Source organism: Knoellia sp. Soil729, from assembly GCF_001427985.1.
Taxonomy (GTDB): domain Bacteria; phylum Actinomycetota; class Actinomycetes; order Actinomycetales; family Dermatophilaceae; genus Knoellia.
Genome location: NZ_LMSA01000002.1, coordinates 823,199 through 844,050 on the forward strand (window position 1 = coordinate 823,199; position 20,852 = coordinate 844,050).

Sequence of the window (20,852 nt, forward strand, 5' to 3'; positions counted from 1 at the left end):
CGTGGCGCTTCGGTCGAGTGACCTGGCCCTTGTCGCCCTGGGCGGCGCCCTCGGGGCGATGAGCCGGTATGCCGTGGGCACCGCGGTTCCGCACCCGGGTGGCACGTGGCCGTGGGCGACCTTCTCGGTCAACGTCACTGCCTCGCTGGCGATCGGGGTGCTGGCCGGCTGGGCCTACTGGCGACACACCGCGCACTGGGTCCGACCCCTCCTCATGACCGGCTTCCTCGGCGGGTTCAGCACCTACTCCACGTTCGCCGTCGACACGGTCTCCCTGGCCGCCGCCGGGAGCGGTGGTCTCGCCGCGGCATACGTGATCGTCACGTTGTTGGTCTGCGTCATTGCGGTGGGACTGGGCACCGTTGTGGCACAGGCGGTCTGGCGGGACGCATGACGACCTTGCTCCTCGTCGCCGTCGGTGCCGCGGTCGGTGCTCCTGTGCGGTATGCCGTGACGCAGCTGCTACGTGAGCGTGGCGCGACCACGCACCTGGGGACGCTGGTCGTCAACGTGCTGGGCTCCTTCGTCCTGGGGCTGCTGGTGGCAGCAGCAGTGGGCGGCAACGCCCTGGCCCTGGTGGGGACGGGGTTCTGCGGTGCCCTCACGACGATGTCGACGCTGGCCCTCGAGCTGTGGGACGGGATCTTCGAGCTGCGGATCCGTCATGCGGTGGCCCAGCTCGTGCTGCACCTCGTGCTGGGGCTCGGCGCGGCGTGGCTCGGCTGGGCGATCGCCAGCTGACCACGAGCGGCTCACAGGACGGTGAGCTGGAGTGCGCCGTAGCCGGCGCCCACCCCGACCACTGCCGAGAGCAGGCCGAGAACCCACGGCGCGACGGTGGTGTGGGGTGAGCGGGCGACCAGCCAAGCGAGGGCGCCGGACACGACGACGCAGGTGAGCGGACCGATCGCCGTGTGCAACGCCAGGTCCCCGTAGCCCAGGTCGTCCACGGGTGTGCCGAAGACCTCCGAGGTCATCCTCACCATCGCGCCGAGGATCGTGAAGGCGGCCAGGACCAGCGCGCCCAGAGCGAGCCCGCCCACCACGCCGAAGCCCAGTCCCCACTGCAGCGCGCGCGTCGCTCGGTCGCCCCTGTTGGCCATGGCCCAGCATGGACCGCTGGCGGGCGAGAGGGCGGGGAAACGGCGACAGACGCGGACATCGTGGCTCGACGGGGTCAGCCGGGGCGCGGGACCTGCTCGGCGAGGGCGGCGGGCGCCTGGATGCAGTAGCTGTCGGTGAGCAGCTCGGCCAGCTCGTCCCAGTCGGTGTCGTCATCGAGCAGGACCCCGACGACGTTGCTACCCCACTCGGCCCTGAAGTAGGGCTCGCCCATGTGCTGGAAGGCCATCACCTCGTCGGCGTCGGTCCGGAACGTGACCCGGAAGCGCTGGTCCTCCCCGCCGAAGACGTGCGCGACGGTCGCCGACCGCACCTTCCACGCCATCCCGACCCAGGCGTCGTGCTCTCGCACCTCGGGGAACGCCGCGAGCATCGCGCCAATGCGGTGGATCCACTCGGCCGGCACACTCGGCCGCTTGGCAGAAGCCATGGTCGCGAGCCTAGGGCTCCGGCCCGACAGCGGTCACGCGAGCCAGTGGGTCAGCCACGTGGCGACCAGGGTGACTGCGCCGACAGCGAAGACGAACGCGCTCCACGACAGGCGGTCCTGCGTCCCGGACCCCTCCAGGGGGCGCGGCATGGACTCGACCGCTCGCTCAATCGCTGCCGCCAGACCGCGGCCGTCACCACCCGGTGGGGACACCTCGAGGACACTCTCGTCGTCGAAGATCACCATGGCCGTGTCGTCGTCGACGCGCACCTCGCGCACGGCGCTCATCGGGCTCTGTGTCGCGCGGAAGACCGACGTCATCGTGAACTCGCTGGCCGTGACACGGACGCGGTGGACAGCCTGGTCGAGGCCCCAGTGCAGAGCCGATCCCGCAGCGAACACGATGCCGGCGCCGGACAGCCCGACCTCGTCGTCCCAGAGCAGCCAGGTGCCGAAGCAGATGGCGGCAAGGGTGGCGCCGAGGCCCGCAGCCCTGAGCCAGGGGGGTGCCTCGACCACCACCGGGAGCGGCACCGGGATGGTGCCCATCGGGACGGGCTCCGACCAGTCGCGCGGGTCCTCCGGGTCACGCTCGAAGGTGTCCATGTCGACCTCGGCGTCGGCCGGTAACGCAGCGAGTGGACCCAGCGGCAGGCGCATTCCGCCAGGTCCCACGAGAGCCGCCCAACCACCGTCGCGGACGTCACCGACGAGGAAGCCCTCTGTCGGTGCAGCCACGCGTCGCGCCTGCGGGGTGTCCGTGCGCAGGACCTCGTCGACGGGGAACTCCGCCAGCCCGCGGGTCGAGTCCGTCGCGAGGAGCCCGAGGAAGTCGAGACCGTCGGTGAAGACCCGCACCGGAACCCCCGTCGTGTGGTGGGACTCCTCGAGGAGGCGCCGGCGCACCCTCACCGCGGTGAGCCTCTCGGCGAGCAGGCCGGCGACGAGCAACGCGCCCAGGCTGACCGTGACCCACCACGTCCGATCGGGCGGCTCCGCCACCGGGTGCGTCCACGAGGAGTCCCGCGGGTCGATCCGCAGCGCGACGGTGTCGCCGACGTCGGGGACCTCGATGAACAGCACGTCGGCCTCGGCCGGGAACCCCTCGGGGCGCCCGTCGATGCGCACCCTCTGGTTGCCGTCCTCGTCCTCCTCCGACAGCACCGTGGCCTCGACCACCTGGGCACGAGAGGCATGCACGTCGTCGAGCGCGACCGCGCGCTCGTAGGCATAGAAGGCCCCACCTGCCACGAGCACCAGGCCCACTGCGCCCGCGGCCATGAGTCGATGCGGTCCGTCGAGGTGGAGTGGGCGACGGGGGGCCGACGGCCACGGCGGCAGCGAGACGCTTGCGGAACGTGCAATCGCGCGTTGGCGAGACAGACGCGCACGCAGGTGCACGGCATACGCGGCAAAGAGGACGGCCACGACGCTCCAGGCGACGTTCGCCTGCCACACCGAGTCCCAGAGCAGGTCCGCGACCGCGAAGACCACGGCACAGGCCACGGCGACGAAGGGGCGCCACCACAGCAGCACCACGGACGCGAAGCACGCGACGATCGACACCGAGAACGTCAGGTCCGGACCGCACACGGTGAGGTCGGCCGTCGTGCACGGCTCGGTGTCACCCAGGACGGACGTCGCGAAGGCCGCCACCCAGGCGGCCACCAGAACCCAACGCAGCCGCCCCGGCGGGGTCGCCGCGACCCAGTCGCGCACCCGCTCGTCAGTCATTCCACTGGTCACCGGCGCAACCTACAGTTCCGCGGTCGTCACCGCGGCCCGAAACGACGGTATGCCGGTCGCTCCCGCCTCCGTTCCGGGAGGCCGGCCGTCTCGGGCCTATGCTTCGCGGCATGCCCCCACGCCGACGAACCGGACCGATGCCGGACGTCTTCGAGACGTTCGCCCACCGGGTGGACGAGGTCGAGGCGTCGGGCCCGCCGATCGAGGCCAGCCGGGTCGCCAAGGGTGCCGGTCTCTCGCTCGGACTGATGGTCCTGGCCGCGCTCGGCTTCGTCCTCGGCTTCTGGACGGGCTCGCAGAACGAACCCGACCTCGCCTACAACCACCTCGTGTGGGAGGGGATCATCAAGATCGGCTTCGCGGTGCTGTGCGGGCTGCTCGCAGCCGCGGTCGTGCTGGCCCTGGCTGCGCTCGCCATCGGAGTGCCCTGGGTGCAACGCCAGCGTGGACGCCGCCGCTGACCCCTCGCCACCACGTGGCGCGGGAACCTCTCACCTCGCCTGACCGCGGCGGCGACGCGAGGTGAGAGAAACCCACTTCAGGCGGGAAAGGTGGGGGAGGTGGGGCGGCTACTTGAGCTCGCTCGAGCTCATCCCCAGCAGGCGCCGGGCGATGACGAGCAGCTGGATCTGCTGGGTGCCCTCGAAGATGTCGAGGATCTTGGAGTCGCGCGCCCACTTCTCGAGCAGCTCCCGCTCGCTGTAGCCGGTCGCGCCCGCGAGCTCGACGCACGCCAGCGCGACGTTGACGCAGGTGCGCCCCGCCTTGGCCTTGGCCATCGAGGCCTCCATCGAGTTCGGCCTGCCGTTGTCGGCCATCCACGCGGCGCGCAGCGTCAGCAGGTGGGCCGACTCGTAGTCGGCCTCCATCTGCAGCAGCCGTGCCGCTGCCGCCGACTGTGCGTATGCCGGCCTGTCCCAGTCGACCGTGACGCCCGCGCCGGCGAGCAGCTCGGTCGCCGTGTCGAGGCATGCGCGGGTCAGGCCGAGCGCCATCGCGGCGACGAGCGGGCGTGTGTTGTCGAAGGTCTGCATGGCTCCGCCGAAGCCACCGGCCGTGGTGATCTCGGGGTCGCCGAGGAGGTCCTGCGCCGGCACCCGGCAGTCGTCCAGGTGGAAGGCCGCCGTGTCGGACGCGCGGATGCCGAGCTTGTGCTCGAGCCGGACGAGCCTGAGCCCGGGGTTGTCACGGCGCACGACGAAGGACTTGATGGCCTGCTTGCCGAGCGACCTGTCGAGTGTGGCCCACACGACGACCAGCTCGGCCCGCTCGCCGGAGGTGACGAAGATCTTCTCCCCGTTGAGGACGTACTCGTCGCCGTCCCGGACGGCGGTGGTGCGGATGGCGCCGGAGTCGGAGCCGGTGTCGGGCTCGGTGATCGCCATGGCGGCCCACTTGCCGCGGTAGCGCGCCTTCTGCTCCTCGTTGGCGACGGCCGCGATCGCTGCGTTGCCCAGCCCCTGACGCGGGATCGAGAGGGTCAGGCCCACGTCGCCCCGGCAGGTCTCGAGGATCGACAGGACCGAGGACATGTTGGAGCCGTTGCGGACCTCCGCGCCGGCGGCGTGCCTGCGCCCGGAGCCGACGGCCGCGACCCCACCCTCGTGCTCATCCTTGGCGCGGGTCGAGCTCGAGGCACCCGCTCCCTGCCCGGCACCCGCCGAGCCCATGCCGTCGATGAGCGCCGACAGGAGGTCGAGCTCCTGCGGGTACTCATGCTCGGCCAGGTCGTACTTGCGCGAGATCGGCCGGAAGACCTCCTCGGCCATGCCGCGCGCCTGCTCGACGAGCGGTCGGAACTTCCTGGGAACCTCGAGATCGATCATGGTCCTTGTCCTTCGGTATGCCGGTCAGACGAGCAGGGTGCCCTCGAGGACACCCGCTCCACGCAGGTCGCGGTACCACCGCTCGTTGTCGAACTCCTTGACGAAGCCGTGCCCGCCGAGCATCTGCACGGCGTGCGAGCCGATCTGCACGGCATGGGTGGCCGTGAGGGCCCTCACCTCGCCGACGACCTGGGCGGCGTCGGTGGCGGCGTCGAGGCGGGAGGCGGCCTTGAGCGTGGCGAGTCGGAGCCCGTCGAGCTCGACGGCGATGTCGGCGATCATGAACGCCACGGCCTGGCGCTGCCCGATGGGCTCGCCGAAGGCCTTGCGCTCCCGGGCGTATGCCGTCACCTGGTCCAGCACCGCCCTGGCCGTGCCACAGGCGGCCGCCGCCCAGGCGACGCGGCCTCGGCGCACGGCATCGCGGTGGTCGTCGGTGGTTCCCAGCACGTTCGTCGTCGGGACCGTCACGTCGGTGAGGACGACTCGGCCGGTGTGTGCGGCGCGCACCCCCATCGCGGGGTCGTCCTCGATGGTGACCCCCTCTGTGGCAGCCTCGACCACGACGAGCCGGGCCTCACCGTCGACCATGGCGGACACGACGAAGATCTCGGCGCGGTCGGCGTTGGCCACGAGGGCCTTGGTGCCGTTGAGGACGAGCGAGTCGCCCTGTGCCACCGCCGTGGTCACGAGGTCGAAGGGGTCGAACAGCGGCTGCGGCTCCTGTAGTGCGAGGGCCGCCGCGGTCACCGGCTCGTCACCGGTGAAGTGCGGGAGGTAGGTCGCCTGCTGGTCCGAGTCGCCATAGAGCGCGAGGGCGGTGGCGACGGCGGCCGTGGCCATCTGCGAGACGGCGATGCCCATGTCTCCCCGGGCCAGCTGCTCGAGGACGAGGACACCGGCAACGGCGGAGCGCTCCTCGGCGATGCCGCCGAGCTCTACGGGAACCCCGACGAGCGCGAGACCCATTTGCTGCATGGCGTCACGGACCTCGTCGGGCACGGCCCGCTCCGCGTCGGCACGCGACCCCGCAGGCCGGATCACCTCGTCGGCCAGGTCGCTCGCAGCCTGCTGGAGCATCTGCTGGTCCTCGGTGGGCGTGAGGTCGAACCGGCCGCTGCGTCGAGTCGTGGCAGGACGGGTCGCGGCGCCGGAGCCCGCAGACTTCGTGAAGGCCCGGCCGACGGCCACCTGGGCCTTGAACCCGCCGTGGGCGCCACGGTTGAGGATCCTCTCGGCCCGTCCCCGGACCTTGGGGTCGGCCATGACAGGAAGTCCGCCGACCTTGGAGATGAGGCGCAGGCCGAGGCGCTGGCTGCGCTCGGCGAGGGAGGGCGACGTGATCGCCATGGTGGGCTTCCCTTCGGAACGGTGCATGGAACTCACACTGGGTGGGGCGAGAAACTACCCGGTACTGCTGGTGCCTGATACCGAGGGTACCGCACACTTGTCGGCCGGTAACCAGGTGGGGTCCATGGTCGCGGCGAGGCCCCTAGCCCCGGCCCACCGCGATCTCGGTCCCCAGCTCCCAGCCGGGGACGAGCGGCAGCGCGTCGCCACTCCAGAACCGTCCCGGGTCGTACCAGTTCATCGGCGCGTCGGGCGTGAGCAGCCCCATCTCCTCGTAGGTCAGCGCCACGACCTCTGCGCAGTAGGCCACCTCGGGCCGCACCGCCCTCAGGTCGAGGTCGCGCCGCGACAGGTGCGCGTCGCGACCCGACAGCCACCGCCAGGCCAGCCGTCCCGTGGACGGGAACGAGACGCCGTCGAGCCGGGCGACGCACCGGAGGACCGCGTCCTCCTGCTCTTCCCCCACCTTCGGGCTGAGCTGTCGCAGCCAGGCTCGCTGGTTGTAGGTCTCCTGCCAGCGCCCCACCGCCGTGCGCAGGTCGTGCAGCTGCACGCCACGATGGAAGTCCCCGGTCCACAGGTCCTGCAAGGACTTCCCGAGCTCGGCATGCCAGAGCAGCGGCGGCAGGTCCTCGAGCACGACGGCCATCCCGACGTGGTTGACCGGTGCGTTCGTCGCCGTCTGGATGGCGCGGTCCGCGACCGAGCGCCCCCGGAAGATCCACACGTCGCCCGTGCGGGTCAGCTCGACGGCGTCGTCGAGCGAGAGGCCGGCGGACGTCTCGTCAGCGGAGGGCATGCCGAGAGCGTATGCCGGGTGCGCGGCATACGCTGCCGTCATGCAGTCGAACTGGTGGAAGGTTCTCGGGCTGGCCGGCGTCGCCTCGGTCGTCGCCACCGGCGCCGTCATCGCGCGCAACGAGCGGCAGCGGCGTGCCTACACGCCGGAGGAGATACGCGAGCGCCTCCACGCCCGGCACGCCCGCGCGCAACGCCCCTGAGAGGCCCAGCGTTCGCGCGTCAGATCCAGAGGCTGGTGCAGCGGATGTAGCCACCGCCCTTGGCGAGCTCGTCGACGTGCGGGGTGATGACGGCGAGGCCAGCGCTCTCGACGTCCGCCCGCAGCTGGGGGGCGCTGTCACTCATGACGACGGTCGTCCCGGTCGACACGAGGTTGCACGCGAAGGACTGACGCGCCTCGGACTCGGCGATCTCGATGGTGTCGACCGAGTCCAGCTCCGCGAGCCGCTCCCGCGACTGCGGCGTGAACGCCTCGGGGCAGTAGGCGATGAGTCCCTTGCCCAGTGAGTCCGGTTCGCGCAGAACCGAAAGCGTGAGGTCGATGTCGTACCAGTAGCTGTCGGGCCACCCGCTCGCCGCGTTGATGTGCGGGGTGCCGTCGTCGTTGAGCAGCGGCAACGTCTGGAGCTGGATGCGCTCGAGGCCGAAGTGCTGCGCGGCATACTCCAGGGCTGACTCGTCCGAGCGGTATCCGGCACCGCAGAACACGAGGTCACCACAGACCAAGGCGTCGCCCTGGCCGCTGAAGCGCCACGGCAGCGGCAGGTGGTCGATCTGGTAGCCGAGCTCGGCGAGCCGGTCGCGCGCCCAGGCCTCCTCGGACTGGCGCGACGGCGGCAGGGTCGCCATGAGCGCGCGACCACCACGCACGAGGGCCCAGTTGGCGGTGTAGACACCGTCCTGGCTCGTGGGTGGCGCGTCGACCGTGACGATCTCGGCTCCGGCCGCACGCAGCGCCTCGCGGATGCCCGCGTGCTCTGCCTCGGCCTTGGCCGTGTCGACGGTGGCACCGTCCTCGTAGTAGGGGTTGAGCTTGTGGTCGTTGCCGAAGTAGTGGGCGGACGACATGAGCAGCGTCGAGTTCAACACCGTCAGACTCCCGTGCGGTCGAGGGCGCGCCTCACGGAAACGGAGACTCGGGGGCACGTTACCGCTTGGGAGTCACTCGTCCCACGGTGCGGCGATCTGGGCAGCCATGTGGCCGGCGCCGTAGCCGTTGTCGATGTTGACGACCGCCACCCCCGGCGCGCAGCTGTTGAGCATGGTGAGGAGCGGGGCCAAGCCCTCGAACGCGGCGCCGTAGCCCACGGAGGTCGGGACAGCGATGACGGGGGCGGCCACCAGTCCGGCGACGACGCCCGGGAGGGCCCCGTCCATCCCCGCGACCACGACGATGGCGCGCGCCTCCCTCAGCTGGTCGAGCCGGGACAGGATCCGGTGCAGCCCGGCCACGCCCACGTCGACGACGAGCTCCGCCGACCGTCCGAGGTGTTGCGCGACGAGCAGGGCCTCGCGGGCGACGGGCAGGTCCGATGTGCCGGCGGCCACGACGAGGACCTGGCCGCCGGTGGGCTCGGGCGGATGGGGTGGCCACGCGACCAGCCGGGCGGTCTCGTCGTGAGAGGCCCCGGGCAGCGCCGCGAGGATCGCGTCGACGTGGCCCTGTGCGGCCCGGGTGAAGAGCGTACGCGCACCCCGCTCCCCCACGGCGGCGGCGATGACCGCGACCTGCTCGGGGGTCTTGCCCTCGCAGTAGACCGCCTCCGGATAGCCCCGCCGCTGCTCCCGGTCGAGGTCGAGCTCGGCGATGTCACGCAGCGCCTCGCTCGGCTCCCAGTCGTCAGCCACGGGTCGTGGAGACGAGCGGCAGGGTGAAGGCTCCGGACTGGATGCCAGCCAGGTCAACAGTCACGAAACGGAACCCGGCAGAGCGCACCGCGGCGTTGACCTCGTCGCGCAGCCCCGGCTCGGTCGCTCGGGCGATGTCGTCGGGGAGCAGCTCGACCCGGGCGACCTCGCCGTGGTGGCGCACGCGGCAGTCGGCGAACCCCATTGCCCTCAGGGCCGCCTCGGCAGCCTCGACCTGGACGAGCTTCTCGGGAGACACGGTCTCGAAGTGCGGGATCCGCGAGGCGAGGCAGGGGGCGGCCGGCTTGTCGGCACACGGCAGCTCGAGGACACGGGCGATCCGTCGCACCGCCGCCTTGTCGAGCGCTGCGTCGGCGAGCGGTCGCAGCACCTCGTGGTCGGTCGCCGCGCGCGACCCCGGCCGATCGGGCCGGCGCGCGTCGTCGGCGTTCTCGCCGTAGGCCACCACGTCGATGCGGTGCGCCGCGACGACGGTGTCGTCGATGCGCGTGAAGAGCTCGTCCTTGCAGTGGAAGCAGCGGTCCGGTCCGTTGCGCTGGTATGCCGGGTTGTCACCTTCGTGGGTCCGCACCTCGACGACCGGGACACCGATGAAGGCGGCGACGTCGTGGGCCCCCGTGCGCTCATCGGCCGCCAGGCTCGGCGAGACACCGAGGATCGCGACGACGCGGTCGGCACCGACGGCTCGGGCTGCCAGCGCGAGAAGGGTGGCGGAGTCGACGCCACCGGAGTAGGCGACGCCGATCCGTCCGTGCGGTCCACACGAGTGGAAGGCACGAAGGACGTGGTCCACCCCGGACTGGTCCGGGCCGAACGTCACGTCCTTCATGCCTTCCACCTTCTCATTGATCTGCGGGGCTCAGGTCCCCTCCGGCGGGTCAGTCGATGACGTGACCGTCGGGGGCGATGAGGTGGCCCTGCTGCTGCTTGCGGTGCTCGGTCTCGTTGCGGATCTCACGGAAGCGATCGTCGGTGAGCGGGTACTTCCAGAAGATGAGCATCGCGATGACCGCGGCGACGGCCGGGATGAGGCCCATCGTCGCCCGGATCGCCGTGATCGCGCTCTCGGGCTGGACCGGGTTGGCCACCGCAGCCGTCGCGGACAGGTAGCCACCCCAGGCGAGCGCCGCGGCGCCGAGTGCGCCACCGATGGACTGGGTGACCTTGCGGGTGAAGGAGAACAACGCGTAGGTCGTGCCCTCGGTACGCTTGCCGGACTTCCATTCGCCGTACTCGACCGTGTCGGCCTCGAGGCCGAACATGAGCGTGTTGATGAGGGCGGCGCCGATGCCCTTGATGCCCAGGAAGAGCAGCGCAGGGACGATCGCACCCACAGGGGTGAAGAACAGTGCAACGCCGCCGACGATGGTGAAGACGCCGCAGTACTGGAAGAGGGCGGTCTTGCCGAAACGGTCGACCATCTTCGGGATGAACGGCGCCGCGACGATCGACATGCCGGCGTTGACGAGGGTGATGTGGACCATGTACTTGACGTCGCCCAGGACGTACTGCGCGTAGTAGACCGAGGCACCACCAACGGCGAACAGCCCGATGAGGTAGAAGAAGCTCGACGCACACAGGTAGGCCAGCGGCTTGTTGCCCTTGAGCGTGTCCCAGGTGTCGCGCAGGCTGACGCGGGGCTGACTGCGCACGACCTTCTCGCGGCAGAAGTACCACGTGATCAGGTAGGAGAGGGTGCCGATGACCATGAAGAGGAGCGTCGTCTGGGTGAAGATGCTCTGCACCTTCTCCTGGTAGTCAGCGGAGCTGAGCGTCTTCTTCTCTCCCTTCAGGCTGGAGATCTGCGGGGAGATGATGAACGCCAGGACGAGGCCACCGGCGGCGCCACCGAAGAAGCGCGACGCGACGAGCTTGGCCCGCTCGTTGACCGACTGCGTCATCGCCGAGGCGAGGGACCCATACGGGATGTTGACGAGCGAGTAGACGAGGCCGAGGCCGGCATACGTCACGTAGGCGTAGAGGAGCTTCGCGCCGTGGTCAAGAGAGGCCGGGACGTGGAAGGTCAGGAAGCTGAGGAAGAGCAGCGGCACCGCGCCGAACAGGATGAACGGCCGGAACTTGCCCATCCGAGTCATGGTCCGGTCGACGAGCCGTCCGGCGAACATGTCGGCAAAGGCGTCCCACAGGCGCACGACGAAGAACATCGTCGCGACCGAAGCGGCGGAGAGGCCGGCGACGTCGGTGTAGTAGTAGAGCAGGAAGGCTGTGCCGAGGCTGAACGCGAGGTTGTTGGCAAAGTCGCCGAACCCGTAACCGATGATCGAGCGCTTGGGCAAGCGCTCGTTCACGAACTGCTGAGCGATCTCCTCCTTCGACAGGATGGACATCCGAATCTCCTTTGACTCATGCGTTGTTGGCTTCTCCGAGCGGATGCTGGGGCCACGTTGCTGGACCGCGTTTTCGTTGTGCGTCTTCCTTCAACGTAGGGGCGGCTCCGGGTGCCTGGCGATGGGTTGTCACTAGTTGCCGTGGCCTTGGGAGCGCCCTCCTCAGATGACTTCAGCAACCCGCTCCGGGTAGCTCTGGCCGTAGATGTCCTTGACGATGCGCAGAGACTTCTCGGCCTCAGCAGGGTTGAGCCAGAAGGGTTCTGGCACATCCAGCTGCGCATAGAAGTCCTTGATGAGGAGCTCGTGGGACACGCCCCAGTAGGCGCGGCCCGCCGAGGCCACGGCGCGCTCGGGAACGACCTCGACCGTGCCGTCCTCGTGGGTCACCGTGAGGTCGCCACGCAGGCTCAGCGTGGCTTTCTGCGTGAGGACGTCGAGCGTCACCGGGGCATTGGTGACGTGGGCCAAGGTCGCATAGAAGACGCTCCTGACCCCACCCTCGTGGTCGGCGACGAACTCCGCCGTGTCCTCGACCTCGATGACGTCCCCGAGGGCTCGTGTCGACGCGTGCCCCACGACACTCGTCACGTCACCGACGAGCCACTGGAGCAGGTCGACGGTATGGATGGCCTGGTTCATGAGGAGCCCACCGCCACCCCCGGCCCACGTCCCACGCCAGGGTCGGTCGCGGTAGTAGTCGCCGGTGCGGTGCCAGACGACCGTGGCCGAGGCACCCAGCACCGGACCGAGCGTCCCGGAGGTGAGCAGGCGGTGCATCTCCTGCGCCGTGGCGTTGTAGCGGTTCTGGTAGCAGACGCCGATCTTCGCGCTGCTGCGCTCGGCGGCCTCCACGAGACGTCGGCCCTCGTCGAGGGTGTGCGCCAACGGCTTCTCGACGATGGCGTTCACGCCTGCGTCGAGACAGTCCACGGCGACCGACGCGTGTTGGTCGTGCGGGGTGCAGATGTGCACGACGTCGGGTGCGGCCTCGGCGATCATGGTCAGGTGGTCGGCGAAGCCAGGGACACCGTGGGCCGCCTCAGCGGCCGCGAGACGACCCGGGTCGGTGTCGCACACCGCCACCAGCTCGACGTCGTCCATCGTGGCCAGCGCCTCGAAGTGGATGATCGAGACGTCACCTCAACCGATGACCGCTGCCCGAGTCATACGAGGGTGACGTCGTTCTTGGCGGCGAGCCCGGCGAAGGCCCGGGCTGCACGACCGAAGGCCACGGGCCCGGAGAAGCCGCCCAGCTCGTGGGCACTGGCGAGGTGCGGCTCCAGGGAGGCGTAGCCGGCATACCCGTCGGCCTTGAGGGCCGCGATGGTGGCGTCGAGCTCACCGTCACCCTCGCCGGAGGGCACGACCTCGCCGGTGGCGGCGATGGCGTCCTTGACCTGGAAGTACTCGAGCCAGGGGCGCAGCATGGCGTAGCCGTCGGTGTGCGGTTTCACCCCGACCTGGACGAAGTTGGCGTTGTCCCACGCGATCCGCAGGGCCGGCGAGTCGACCGACTGCATGATGTCGAGCACCCGCTCGGGGATGTCGCCGTAGATGCCCTTCTCGTTCTCGTGCAGCAGCACCACCCCCTCGGCTGCGGCGAGCTCGGCCAGCGCCGAGAGGCGCTCGATGACGGCGTCGCGGATCTCGTCCTGGCTCTGACCCTCGCCGCGGTAGAAGGAGAAGATCCGGATGTAGGTCGTGTCGAGCCCCTTGGCCACGGAGATGATCTGCCGCAACCGCTCGACCTCGTGCTCGACAGGCAGGCTCACGTCGACCTTGCCGATGGGGCTGGCGACGGCCGAGACCTTGAGGCCTTGGGCGTCGAGGACGTCCTTGAGCTCGCCGACCTGCTCGGGCGTGAGCTCCGAGACGTTGGTGCCCCAGGCGCTGCGCACCTCGATGTGGCTGGCGCCGAGGGCGAGCAGCACGGCGGCCTGCACCGCAGGATCGGGGTCGACCTCGTCGCCGAAGCCCGACAGCTGCCACGTGGTGGTGGGTCCCGCCACGTCGGCGCTCACAGCTCCACGCTCCACTTGCCCTCGTCCTTGATGCGTCTGTCCAGCTCGGCCAGGTAGTCCGCCTCGTCGAAGTCGAGGGGAACCTCGGTGCCCTTCCAGCTCGAGAGGTGGATGGCGTTCGCAAGGCGCACCCCCTGTATGCCGTCCGACCCGGGTGCGAGGAGGGGCGTGCCGTCGAGGATGTTGGCCGCGAAGTTCTCGAGGACACCGGAGTGCTGCTCGCCCCAGGCCGACTCGAACTCGATGACCTCGGTCACGGCCAGCTCGGCCATGTCGAGCTCACCCATGAAGAGCTTGCGCACGTCCTCGACATCCATGCCCTCGCTCAGCTCGCGCTCGGGCTTGGTGAGGCGGGTGATCGTGGCCGTCTTGCTGTTCTCGACGACGATCTTGCCCTGCTCGCCGAGGATCTCGAAGCGGTCGGTGCCGACGAGGTCGTGGGTCGCGGTGACGAAGACACCCGTGGCGCCGTCGCCGTAGTCGAGGACCGCGGTCACCTCGTCCTCCACCGCGATGTCGCGCCGGAAGCCGTAGGCCACCTTGGAGTAGACCGACTTGGGGACGCCACAGATCCACTGCAGCAGGTCCAGCTGGTGCGGTGCCTGGTTGACGAGAACCCCTCCACCCTCGCCACCCCAGGTGGCGCGCCACTCGCTGGAGTCGTAGTAGCCCTGCGGGCGCCACCAGTTCGTGATGATCCAGTTGGTGCGCCGGATGCCGCCGATCTCGCCGTTGTCGACGATCTCCTTGAGCCGCTGGTAGAGCGGGTTGTTGCGCTGGTTGAACATGATCGCGAAGGTCAGCTCGGGCTTGGTCGCCGCGAACTCGTTGAGGGCCCTGACCTGCTTGGTGTAGACCCCGGCCGGCTTCTCCACGAGGACGTGGAGGTTGCGCTCGAGGGCCTCGATGCCCATCTGCGGGTGGAGGAAGTGCGGCACGCAGGTGACCACGGCATCGACCTCACCGCTGTCCATCATCGCCAGGTAGTCGTCGAAGAACGGCACGTCCGGGTACGCCTCGGCGGCGAGGGCCTTCTTGTCGGGGTTGGGGTCGCTGATGGCCCCGATCACCATGTTGGGCACCATGCCCTTGCTGATGAACGTGGCATAGGCGCCACCCTGCTGGCCCAGGCCGATGATGCCGAGGCGAACCTGCTTGCTCATGTCGTGACTCTCCGTCGAGGGGATGTGGCGGTGGATGTGGGGCGGTCAGAGGTGTGGTCAGAAGAGGTCCGCGTGGCCCAGGGCCACGAGGTTGTCGTGCGAGGTCTGGAGTGCCTCCCAGACGGTGCGGCCATAGAGCTCGTCCTGCTCCACGAGGAGGTACCGCGCGCCGGCGCCGAGTGCGGCCGGGACGATCGAGGCGAAGTCGAGGTTGCCCTCACCCACCTCGGCGAACTGGACGACGTTCTTGAACTCCGTCATGAAGCCGGGGAAGTCACCCGCATCCAAGAGCCCGAAGGCGGAGTCGGCCAGCATCCCGACGCGGTAGTCCTTGAGGTGGACCATCGCCGTGCGGCCGGCATACTTCTCGATCGTCCGGACCGGGTCGAAGCCGCCGCGCTGGACCCAGTGCACGTCGATCTCAAGACCCATGGCGGGCGAGTTCTCGGCGATGGTGTCGAGGAGGAGGGTGCCGTCGACCTTGGCAAACTCGATGTGGTGGTTGTGGTAGTAGAGGCCAAGACCGTTCTCCTGCAATCGTTCTGCATACTCGTTGGCTTGCTTTGCGAAGTCGACGACAGCCTCGGCCGACTTCATGGCGGGCAGCGGCAGCATGCCGATGCGCAGGAGCGAGGTGCCGAGACGCTTGGCGTCGTCGACGACCTTGGCGAAGTGGTCCTTGAGCGAGTCGCCCGGCATGCCCTTGGGCGTCTCCATCGCCACGGACAGCGCAGCGATGTCCATGCCGAGCTCGTCACGCGCCCGTTCCAGCTCGGCGACGTTCTCGGGCGTCATCGCGATCTGCGAGATCTCGACGGCGTGATAGCCGATCTCGCTCACCTTGCGGAGCGTCTCGAACGCCCCCACCTCGGCGACGCTCTCCTTGAGCATCATGGCTTGGACACCAATGGTCACTGGACTTCCTTCCCTTGCGCTTCGAGTGATTCGACCTGTTGCACGATGGTTGCGGCGAGGCCCTTGTCGCCAAGCCCGAGCCACTCGAGAACTCGATCGACGCCGTTGTCGACCGAGCCGTCCACGAGCCCCCTCAGCAGGTCCGACTGCGTGTCCGTCACCGGTGCGCCGGCACCTCGCAAGTGCGCCACCCACGCGGAGACGAGGCGGAGTGCACCGGGGCTGGCCGGTCCCTGCTCCAGCTCGGCCGAGATGACCGGCGTTGCGCGGATCGGGATCTTCTGCGACCCGTCGGCGGCGATCTGGGCCAGTAGATGACGGATGTTGGCGTTGGAGTAGCGCTCCAGCAGGGCCTCGCGGTAGGCCGTGACCTCCGCCTCCGGGAGGGGCAGGTGTCGCCCCGCGGCGTCCCACCACTCCTGCACCCACTGGCGGACCTGCGGGTCGGCGATCGCGTCGGCGACGGTCTCGTGGCCGAGGATCGATGCACCGTAGGCCATGAGGGAGTGCGAGCCGTTGAGCATCCACAGCTTGCGCTGCTCGAAGGGTGCCACCTCGTCGACGAAGCGGGCACCCACGGCGTCCCACGCGGGACGACCTCCGGGGAAGTCGCCGGCCAGGACCCACTCTGTGAACGGCTCCGTGGGAACGACCTCGGGGTCGTCGACTCCGGCGAGCGATCGGACGTCCGCGCAGTCGGTGTCGGTGGTGCGCGGGGTGATGCGGTCCACCATCGTCGTGACGAACGAGACGTGTTCGTCGATCCAGAGCTGCAGCGTCTGGTCCACCTCGGCCACGAGGTCGGCGACGACGTGCGACACCATCGCCCCGTTGTGGGGGACGTTGTCGTTGGGGACGATCGCGATCGCTCCGGCCCCGGCGGCGCGGCGGGCAAGGAGCCCTGCGACGAGCCGGCCGGGGGTCGTGGTCACGACACCCTGCCGTGGATCGGCTTTCAGGGCCGCGACGTCGGCGCGCACGGCTTCGTCCCGCAGGTCGAGGCCTCCGTCGGCGTCGCGCCGGTAGCCGGCCTCGGTCACGGTGAGGGTGACCACGGCGACCTCGGGCCGCGAGAAGTAGTCGCGCAGGGCGTCCAGGTCGGCGCCGGGGTGGACCGCGGAGAGGCTGGAGACGACCTCCGGCTGGGGTGCCTGCGGGCCTCGCACGAGGAGTGTGTAGAGCCCGTCCTGCTCGGCGAGGGACTCGGCCGCCGCCGGCGAGCGTCCCGTGAACGCCGCGATGCCCCACTCGGCAGCGTCGGGAGCGTGCTCGGTGTACCAGGCCGCGTGCGCCCGGAAGAAGTTGCCGAGGCCGAGGTGGATGATCCGCACCGGCGCAGCGGGGCGGCCGTGGGCAGTCCGCGAGAGGCGCGGGAGGTCGGCGCCGCTGGCAGTCAGCTCTGCGCCGCTCACAGCTTGAACGCCTTGCTCGGGATGCTCGTCACGAGATCGACGGCGGTCTCGTGCGCCTCCTCCTCGGTCAGCCGGTGCTCGGTGACGAGCTGGGCGAGGTATGCCGCGTCGAGACGACGCGACATGTCGTGCCGTGCCGGGATCGACAGGAACGCACGGGTGTCGTCGATGAAGCCCGAGGTGCGGTAGAAGCCGGCCGTCTCGGTGACGGCACCGCGATAGCGGCGCACCGCCTCGGGTGCGTCGAGGAACCACCAGGGCGCACCGGCATACACGCTGGGATAGAAGCCGGCGAGCGGCGCGATCTCGCGAGAGAAGACGGTCTCGTCGAGCGTGAAGAGCACCAGCTGGAAACCGTCGGTCGTGCCGAACCGGCCCAGAAGGTGATGCAGGCCGCGCGTGAACTCGACGCCGATGGGGATGTCGTGACCGGTGTCGGGACCGAAGCGGTCGAACGTCGGCGTGTGGTGGTTGCGCAGGGAGCCGGGGTGCAGCGTCATGACGAGGCCGTCCTCGGTCGCCATGCGCGCCATCTCGACGAGCATGTGGCGACGGAAGGCGGTGGCCTCGGCCTCGCTCGCGTCACCGGTCAGAGCTGCCCTGTAGATGCGGTCCGCCTCGTTGCGCTCGAGCGTGAGAGTCACGACGTCGGCGTGGCTGTGGTCGGTCGAGACGCCGCCGTTGGCCTTGAAGAAGCGGCGACGGTCCTCGAGCGCGGCGAGGTAGCCGGCATACGTGGAGGTGTCGATGTCGGCAGCCACACCAAGCGACTTGGCGAGCTCGGAGAAGTCGGGGCGAGCGGCCTCGAGGTAGCGGTCGGGGCGGAACGTGGGCGCGACGCGGGTCGCGACCGTCGGGTCGGCGGCCAGGGTGCGGTGGTGCTCGAGCGAGTCGACCGGATCGTCGGTCGTGGCGAGGACGGAGATGCCGAAGCGCTCTGTCAGGGCACGCGGCCGGAACTGCGGCGTGGTCAGGGCTGCGGCAATCTGGTCGTAGATGAGGTCGGCGGTCTCGGCGGACGGCTGCTGCTCGATGCCGAAGACCTCGGCGAGCACGCTCTCCATCCAGAACTTGCTGGCGGTGCCCCGGAACGCGGGCCAGTTCTGGCAGAAGAGCCGCCAGGCCGGGCGCGAGCCCGCCTCGTCGATCTGCGTGCCCCCGACGCCGAGGTCGGCCAGCGGCACACCTTGGGCATGGAGCAGCCGGAAGATGTAGTGGTCGGGCGAGAGGAGCAGGGACGTGGGGTCGGAGAACGGCGTGTCCTGGGCGAGCCACTCCGCCGGCACGTGGCCGTGCGGCGAGATGATCGGCAGCCCTGCGGTCGCGGCATACAGGCGGCGGGCGACGTCGCGGGTGCCGGGGTCTGCGGGCAGGAGCCGATCGGGCTGCAGTGAGGTCATGTCCAGCATCGTGGCCCTGCGCGCGGTGGCCCGTCCACGGGTTGCCACCAGTTGCCCGGCACCCTTGCCACAGGTTCGCGACGCAGCGAGAGTGAGGTCATGACATCGACCCTTGAGGAGTCCCCCGCCCAGGCCGCAACCCGCGCGGCGAGAATCGGCGACGAACACGGCGTCCTCACCACCGAGCAGGTGACGGCCTTCATCGCCGCACAGCTCGCGCAGGTCGACGTCGACGGCAGGAGCGTGTGCATCGTCGTCCCCGACGGCACCCGCACCTGCCCCCTGCCGATGCTCATGGGCGCCGTGCACACCGCGCTCGACGGCCGCGCCAGCCGGATGACCGCCCTCATCGCACTCGGCACCCACCAGCCGATGAGCGAGGAGGCCCTCGCCAAGCACCTGGGCTACGAGGTCGGGGTCATCGAGGAGACCTATCCCGGCCTGACGGTCCTCAACCACGAGTGGTGGAAGCCGGAGTCGTTCGCCGACCTCGGCACGATCCCGGCCTCACGCCTGGCCGAGCTGTCCGAGGGCCGGCTCACCATGGACGTGCCGGTCCACCTCAACAAGGCCGTCGTCGAGCACGACATCGCCCTCGTCGTCGGCCCCGTCCTGCCCCACGAGGTCGTCGGGATGTCCGGCGGCAACAAGTACTTCTTCCCGGGCGTGGCCGGTCAGGACATCATCGACGTCTCCCACTGGATCGGCGCCCTCATCACCTCCGCCGAGATCATCGGGACCACCGCGGTGACACCGGTGCGTGCGCTCATCAACGAGGGCGCGGCGCTCGTGCCCGCCGAGAAGCTCGCCCTGTGTGTCGTCGGTGAGGCCGGCAGCCTGGACCTTCACTCGGTCTCGTTCGGCGACCCGGTCGCCTCGTGGGCGAGCGCGTCGGAGGTCAGTGCGGCGACGCACGTGCACCACCTCGATGCGCCCGTGTCGCGGGTCATCTCGGTCATCCCCGAGATGTACGAGGACATCTGGACGGGCGCCAAGGGGTTCTACAAGCTCGAGCCGGTGGTCGCCGACGGTGGCGAGGTCATCCTCTATGCGCCGCACATCACCGAGATCTCCACGAGCCACCCCGAGATCCTCGAGATCGGCTACCACTGCCGCGACTACTTCGTGAAGCAGTGGGACCGCTTCAAGCACATCCACTGGGGCACGCTTGCCCACTCGACCCACCTGCGTGGCGCCGGGACCTTTGACGCCGAGACCGGTGAGGAGCGGCTGCGGGTCAAGGTCACCCTCGCCACCCGGATCCCCGAGGAGCAGTGCCGTCAGGCGAACCTGGGCTACGTGGACCTGGACTCGATCGACCTCGCGGCCGAGGCCGAGGCTGGCACGTTCGTGGTGCCCAACGCCGGCGAGGTGCTCTTCCGGCTCGGCTGAGCCGTCGAGCGACGGACGACGAGCTTGACGGGCATGACGAGCGGCTCGCGGGAGGTGGCCTGCGCACCCTGGGCCATGGCGACGAGGTTGCGCACCGCCGTCTCGCCCTGCTGGCGCAAGGGCGACGCCACGGTCGTGAGCTCGGGCTCGACCACCTCGGCGAGCAGGATGTTGTCGAACCCGATGACGCTCACGTCCTCGGGGACCGAGACCCCCATCCGGTGCAGCCCCTTGATGACGCCGATCGCGAGCACGTCGTTGTAGGCGATCACCGCCGTCGTCGACTGCGACATGATCTCGCGAACCCGCGCGAAGCCGGCGTCGATCGTCGGCTTCTGCGTCGGCCCCACCCGGCGGATCTTCATCTCGAGCTCGAAGCCCGCCTCTCGCAGCGCCTGCCAGCGGACGCCGTCGGTCCAGCTCGCCTCGGGCCCGCTGACATAGGTCACCGACGTGTGGCCGAGCTCGCCCAGGTGCTCGAGTGCCCGGCGGGCACCTCGCGCGTTGTCGACGAGCAGGCACGGCACCTCGGGGAGGCGCCGGTTGAGGACGACCACGGGCTTCTGCTTCGCCAAGGTGCGGATCGTGCTGTCCGACATCCGCGAGCTCGCAAGCACGACACCCTCGACGGTCGACAGCTCGTGCTCGATCCAGGCACGCTCGACGTCGGCATCCTCACGGGTGTGCGAGAGCCGCATCGTGTAGCCGAGGTCAGCCGCCGCCTCGTGGGCGCCGCGGATGATCTCCGCATAGAACGGGTTCGTGATGTCGGTGACCACCAGGGCCAGGGTTCGGGTGCGCGAGGTCGTGAGCCCGGGCAGCACCGAGGTCCGGTAGCCCAGCTCACGGGCCGCCTCGAAGATTCGCGCCGCCGTCTCTGCGTTGACCCGGCCGGGTCGGGCGAATGCCCTCGAGACTGTCGACGCGGCGACACCCGCGGCTTTCGCCACGTCGTAGATCGTCGGCCGCTGTGCCACGTGCCCAACCTAGGGACCGTGGCAACTCGTGGCAATCACTGGGCGCCGACGCGCGCACCTGACTCAATGGGTGGCAA

Annotated in this window: 22 protein-coding genes; 5 read left to right on the forward strand and 17 right to left on the reverse strand. The window is 69.8% G+C overall.

Features of this window, described 5'->3' with window-relative positions; genetic code table 11:
• The first annotated feature begins 1 nt into the window (after window position 1).
• Both ASG74_RS08930 and ASG74_RS08935 read left to right on the forward strand, forming a co-directional pair.
• Window positions 2-394, forward strand: a complete 393-nt coding sequence (locus tag ASG74_RS08930) for a fluoride efflux transporter FluC (protein WP_200942556.1) — start codon at window positions 2-4, stop codon at window positions 392-394.
• A complete protein-coding gene (locus ASG74_RS08935; RefSeq protein ID WP_056141678.1) occupies window positions 391-741 on the forward strand; it encodes a fluoride efflux transporter FluC in 351 nt (116 codons plus the stop codon). The genes ASG74_RS08930 and ASG74_RS08935 overlap by 4 nt, the downstream gene beginning before the upstream one ends.
• Window positions 742-752: 11 nt before the next feature.
• Here ASG74_RS08935 and ASG74_RS08940 read toward each other — a convergent pair whose 3' ends face one another.
• From ASG74_RS08940 to ASG74_RS08950, 3 genes are all read right to left on the reverse strand, one after another.
• Window positions 753-1,103: a hypothetical protein gene (locus ASG74_RS08940; protein WP_056141681.1), complete on the reverse strand. Its 351-nt coding sequence runs from the start codon at window positions 1,101-1,103 to the stop codon at window positions 753-755.
• Between the two features lie 74 nt (window positions 1,104-1,177).
• Window positions 1,178-1,552, reverse strand: coding sequence for an MmcQ/YjbR family DNA-binding protein (locus ASG74_RS08945; protein ID WP_056141685.1), 375 nt, complete (start codon window positions 1,550-1,552; stop codon window positions 1,178-1,180).
• Window positions 1,553-1,585: 33 nt separating this feature from the next.
• Entirely contained in the window at window positions 1,586-3,298 is a 1,713-nt protein-coding gene (locus ASG74_RS08950) for a hypothetical protein (protein ID WP_156465337.1), read from the reverse strand.
• Between the two features lie 110 nt (window positions 3,299-3,408).
• On the opposite strand from ASG74_RS08950, the gene ASG74_RS08955 reads away from it, so the two are divergent.
• On the forward strand, window positions 3,409-3,759 hold the full coding sequence (locus ASG74_RS08955; protein ID WP_156465338.1) for a hypothetical protein: 351 nt from the start codon (window positions 3,409-3,411) through the stop codon (window positions 3,757-3,759).
• 108 nt (window positions 3,760-3,867) lie between these two features.
• On the opposite strand, the gene ASG74_RS08960 is transcribed toward ASG74_RS08955, so the two are convergent.
• The 3 genes from ASG74_RS08960 to ASG74_RS08970 form a co-directional block, all read right to left on the reverse strand.
• Window positions 3,868-5,124, reverse strand: a complete 1,257-nt coding sequence (locus tag ASG74_RS08960) for an acyl-CoA dehydrogenase family protein (RefSeq protein ID WP_056141695.1) — start codon at window positions 5,122-5,124, stop codon at window positions 3,868-3,870.
• A 24-nt stretch (window positions 5,125-5,148) separates the two neighbouring features.
• On the reverse strand, window positions 5,149-6,474 hold the full coding sequence (locus tag ASG74_RS08965) for an acyl-CoA dehydrogenase family protein (RefSeq protein WP_056141697.1): 1,326 nt from the start codon (window positions 6,472-6,474) through the stop codon (window positions 5,149-5,151).
• Window positions 6,475-6,616: 142 nt separating this feature from the next.
• Entirely contained in the window at window positions 6,617-7,273 is a 657-nt protein-coding gene (locus ASG74_RS08970) for a hypothetical protein (RefSeq protein ID WP_056143413.1), read from the reverse strand.
• 40 nt (window positions 7,274-7,313) lie between these two features.
• Here ASG74_RS08970 and ASG74_RS17435 point away from each other — a divergent pair, with 40 nt between their 5' ends.
• On the forward strand, window positions 7,314-7,475 hold the full coding sequence (locus ASG74_RS17435; RefSeq protein ID WP_200942557.1) for a hypothetical protein: 162 nt from the start codon (window positions 7,314-7,316) through the stop codon (window positions 7,473-7,475).
• Window positions 7,476-7,494: 19 nt separating this feature from the next.
• On the opposite strand, the gene ASG74_RS08975 is transcribed toward ASG74_RS17435, so the two are convergent.
• From ASG74_RS08975 to uxaC, 10 genes are all read right to left on the reverse strand, one after another.
• A complete protein-coding gene (locus tag ASG74_RS08975) occupies window positions 7,495-8,364 on the reverse strand; it encodes a dimethylarginine dimethylaminohydrolase family protein (RefSeq protein WP_056141700.1) in 870 nt (289 codons plus the stop codon).
• A 72-nt stretch (window positions 8,365-8,436) separates the two neighbouring features.
• Complete coding sequence (gene larB / locus ASG74_RS08980) at window positions 8,437-9,123, reverse strand: nickel pincer cofactor biosynthesis protein LarB (RefSeq protein WP_056141703.1); 687 nt, start codon at window positions 9,121-9,123, stop codon at window positions 8,437-8,439.
• Window positions 9,116-9,973 carry an ATP-dependent sacrificial sulfur transferase LarE gene (larE, locus tag ASG74_RS08985; protein ID WP_082569613.1) on the reverse strand — a complete coding sequence of 286 codons (858 nt, stop codon included), beginning with the start codon at window positions 9,971-9,973 and terminating at the stop codon, window positions 9,116-9,118. Before larE ends, larB begins: the two co-directional genes overlap by 8 nt.
• 49 nt (window positions 9,974-10,022) lie before the next feature.
• Window positions 10,023-11,492 (reverse strand): glycoside-pentoside-hexuronide (GPH):cation symporter, encoded by a 1,470-nt coding sequence (locus tag ASG74_RS08990; RefSeq protein WP_056141713.1) that lies wholly within the window; start codon window positions 11,490-11,492, stop codon window positions 10,023-10,025.
• 162 nt (window positions 11,493-11,654) lie between these two features.
• A complete protein-coding gene (locus ASG74_RS08995) occupies window positions 11,655-12,623 on the reverse strand; it encodes a Gfo/Idh/MocA family protein (RefSeq protein ID WP_327034989.1) in 969 nt (322 codons plus the stop codon).
• Between the two features lie 35 nt (window positions 12,624-12,658).
• The gene (locus tag ASG74_RS09000) at window positions 12,659-13,504 is read right to left on the reverse strand and encodes a sugar phosphate isomerase/epimerase family protein (protein WP_056143418.1); all 846 of its coding nucleotides are present in this window, start codon (window positions 13,502-13,504) and stop codon (window positions 12,659-12,661) included.
• 8 nt (window positions 13,505-13,512) lie between these two features.
• Window positions 13,513-14,679: a Gfo/Idh/MocA family protein gene (locus ASG74_RS09005; RefSeq protein WP_056141715.1), complete on the reverse strand. Its 1,167-nt coding sequence runs from the start codon at window positions 14,677-14,679 to the stop codon at window positions 13,513-13,515.
• Between the two features lie 57 nt (window positions 14,680-14,736).
• Window positions 14,737-15,594 carry a sugar phosphate isomerase/epimerase family protein gene (locus ASG74_RS09010; RefSeq protein WP_235498871.1) on the reverse strand — a complete coding sequence of 286 codons (858 nt, stop codon included), beginning with the start codon at window positions 15,592-15,594 and terminating at the stop codon, window positions 14,737-14,739.
• Window positions 15,591-17,006 (reverse strand): mannitol dehydrogenase family protein, encoded by a 1,416-nt coding sequence (locus ASG74_RS09015; RefSeq protein WP_156465340.1) that lies wholly within the window; start codon window positions 17,004-17,006, stop codon window positions 15,591-15,593. Before ASG74_RS09015 ends, ASG74_RS09010 begins: the two co-directional genes overlap by 4 nt.
• On the reverse strand, window positions 17,003-18,415 hold the full coding sequence (gene uxaC / locus ASG74_RS09020; RefSeq protein ID WP_056141719.1) for a glucuronate isomerase: 1,413 nt from the start codon (window positions 18,413-18,415) through the stop codon (window positions 17,003-17,005). The genes ASG74_RS09015 and uxaC overlap by 4 nt, the downstream gene beginning before the upstream one ends.
• A gap of 90 nt (window positions 18,416-18,505) precedes the next feature.
• On the opposite strand from uxaC, the gene ASG74_RS09025 reads away from it, so the two are divergent.
• Entirely contained in the window at window positions 18,506-19,798 is a 1,293-nt protein-coding gene (locus ASG74_RS09025; protein ID WP_056141722.1) for a lactate racemase domain-containing protein, read from the forward strand.
• Here ASG74_RS09025 and ASG74_RS09030 read toward each other — a convergent pair.
• A complete protein-coding gene (locus tag ASG74_RS09030; RefSeq protein WP_056141725.1) occupies window positions 19,702-20,775 on the reverse strand; it encodes a LacI family DNA-binding transcriptional regulator in 1,074 nt (357 codons plus the stop codon). The two genes, ASG74_RS09025 and ASG74_RS09030, sit on opposite strands and share 97 nt — an antisense overlap.
• Window positions 20,776-20,852 lie beyond the last annotated feature (77 nt).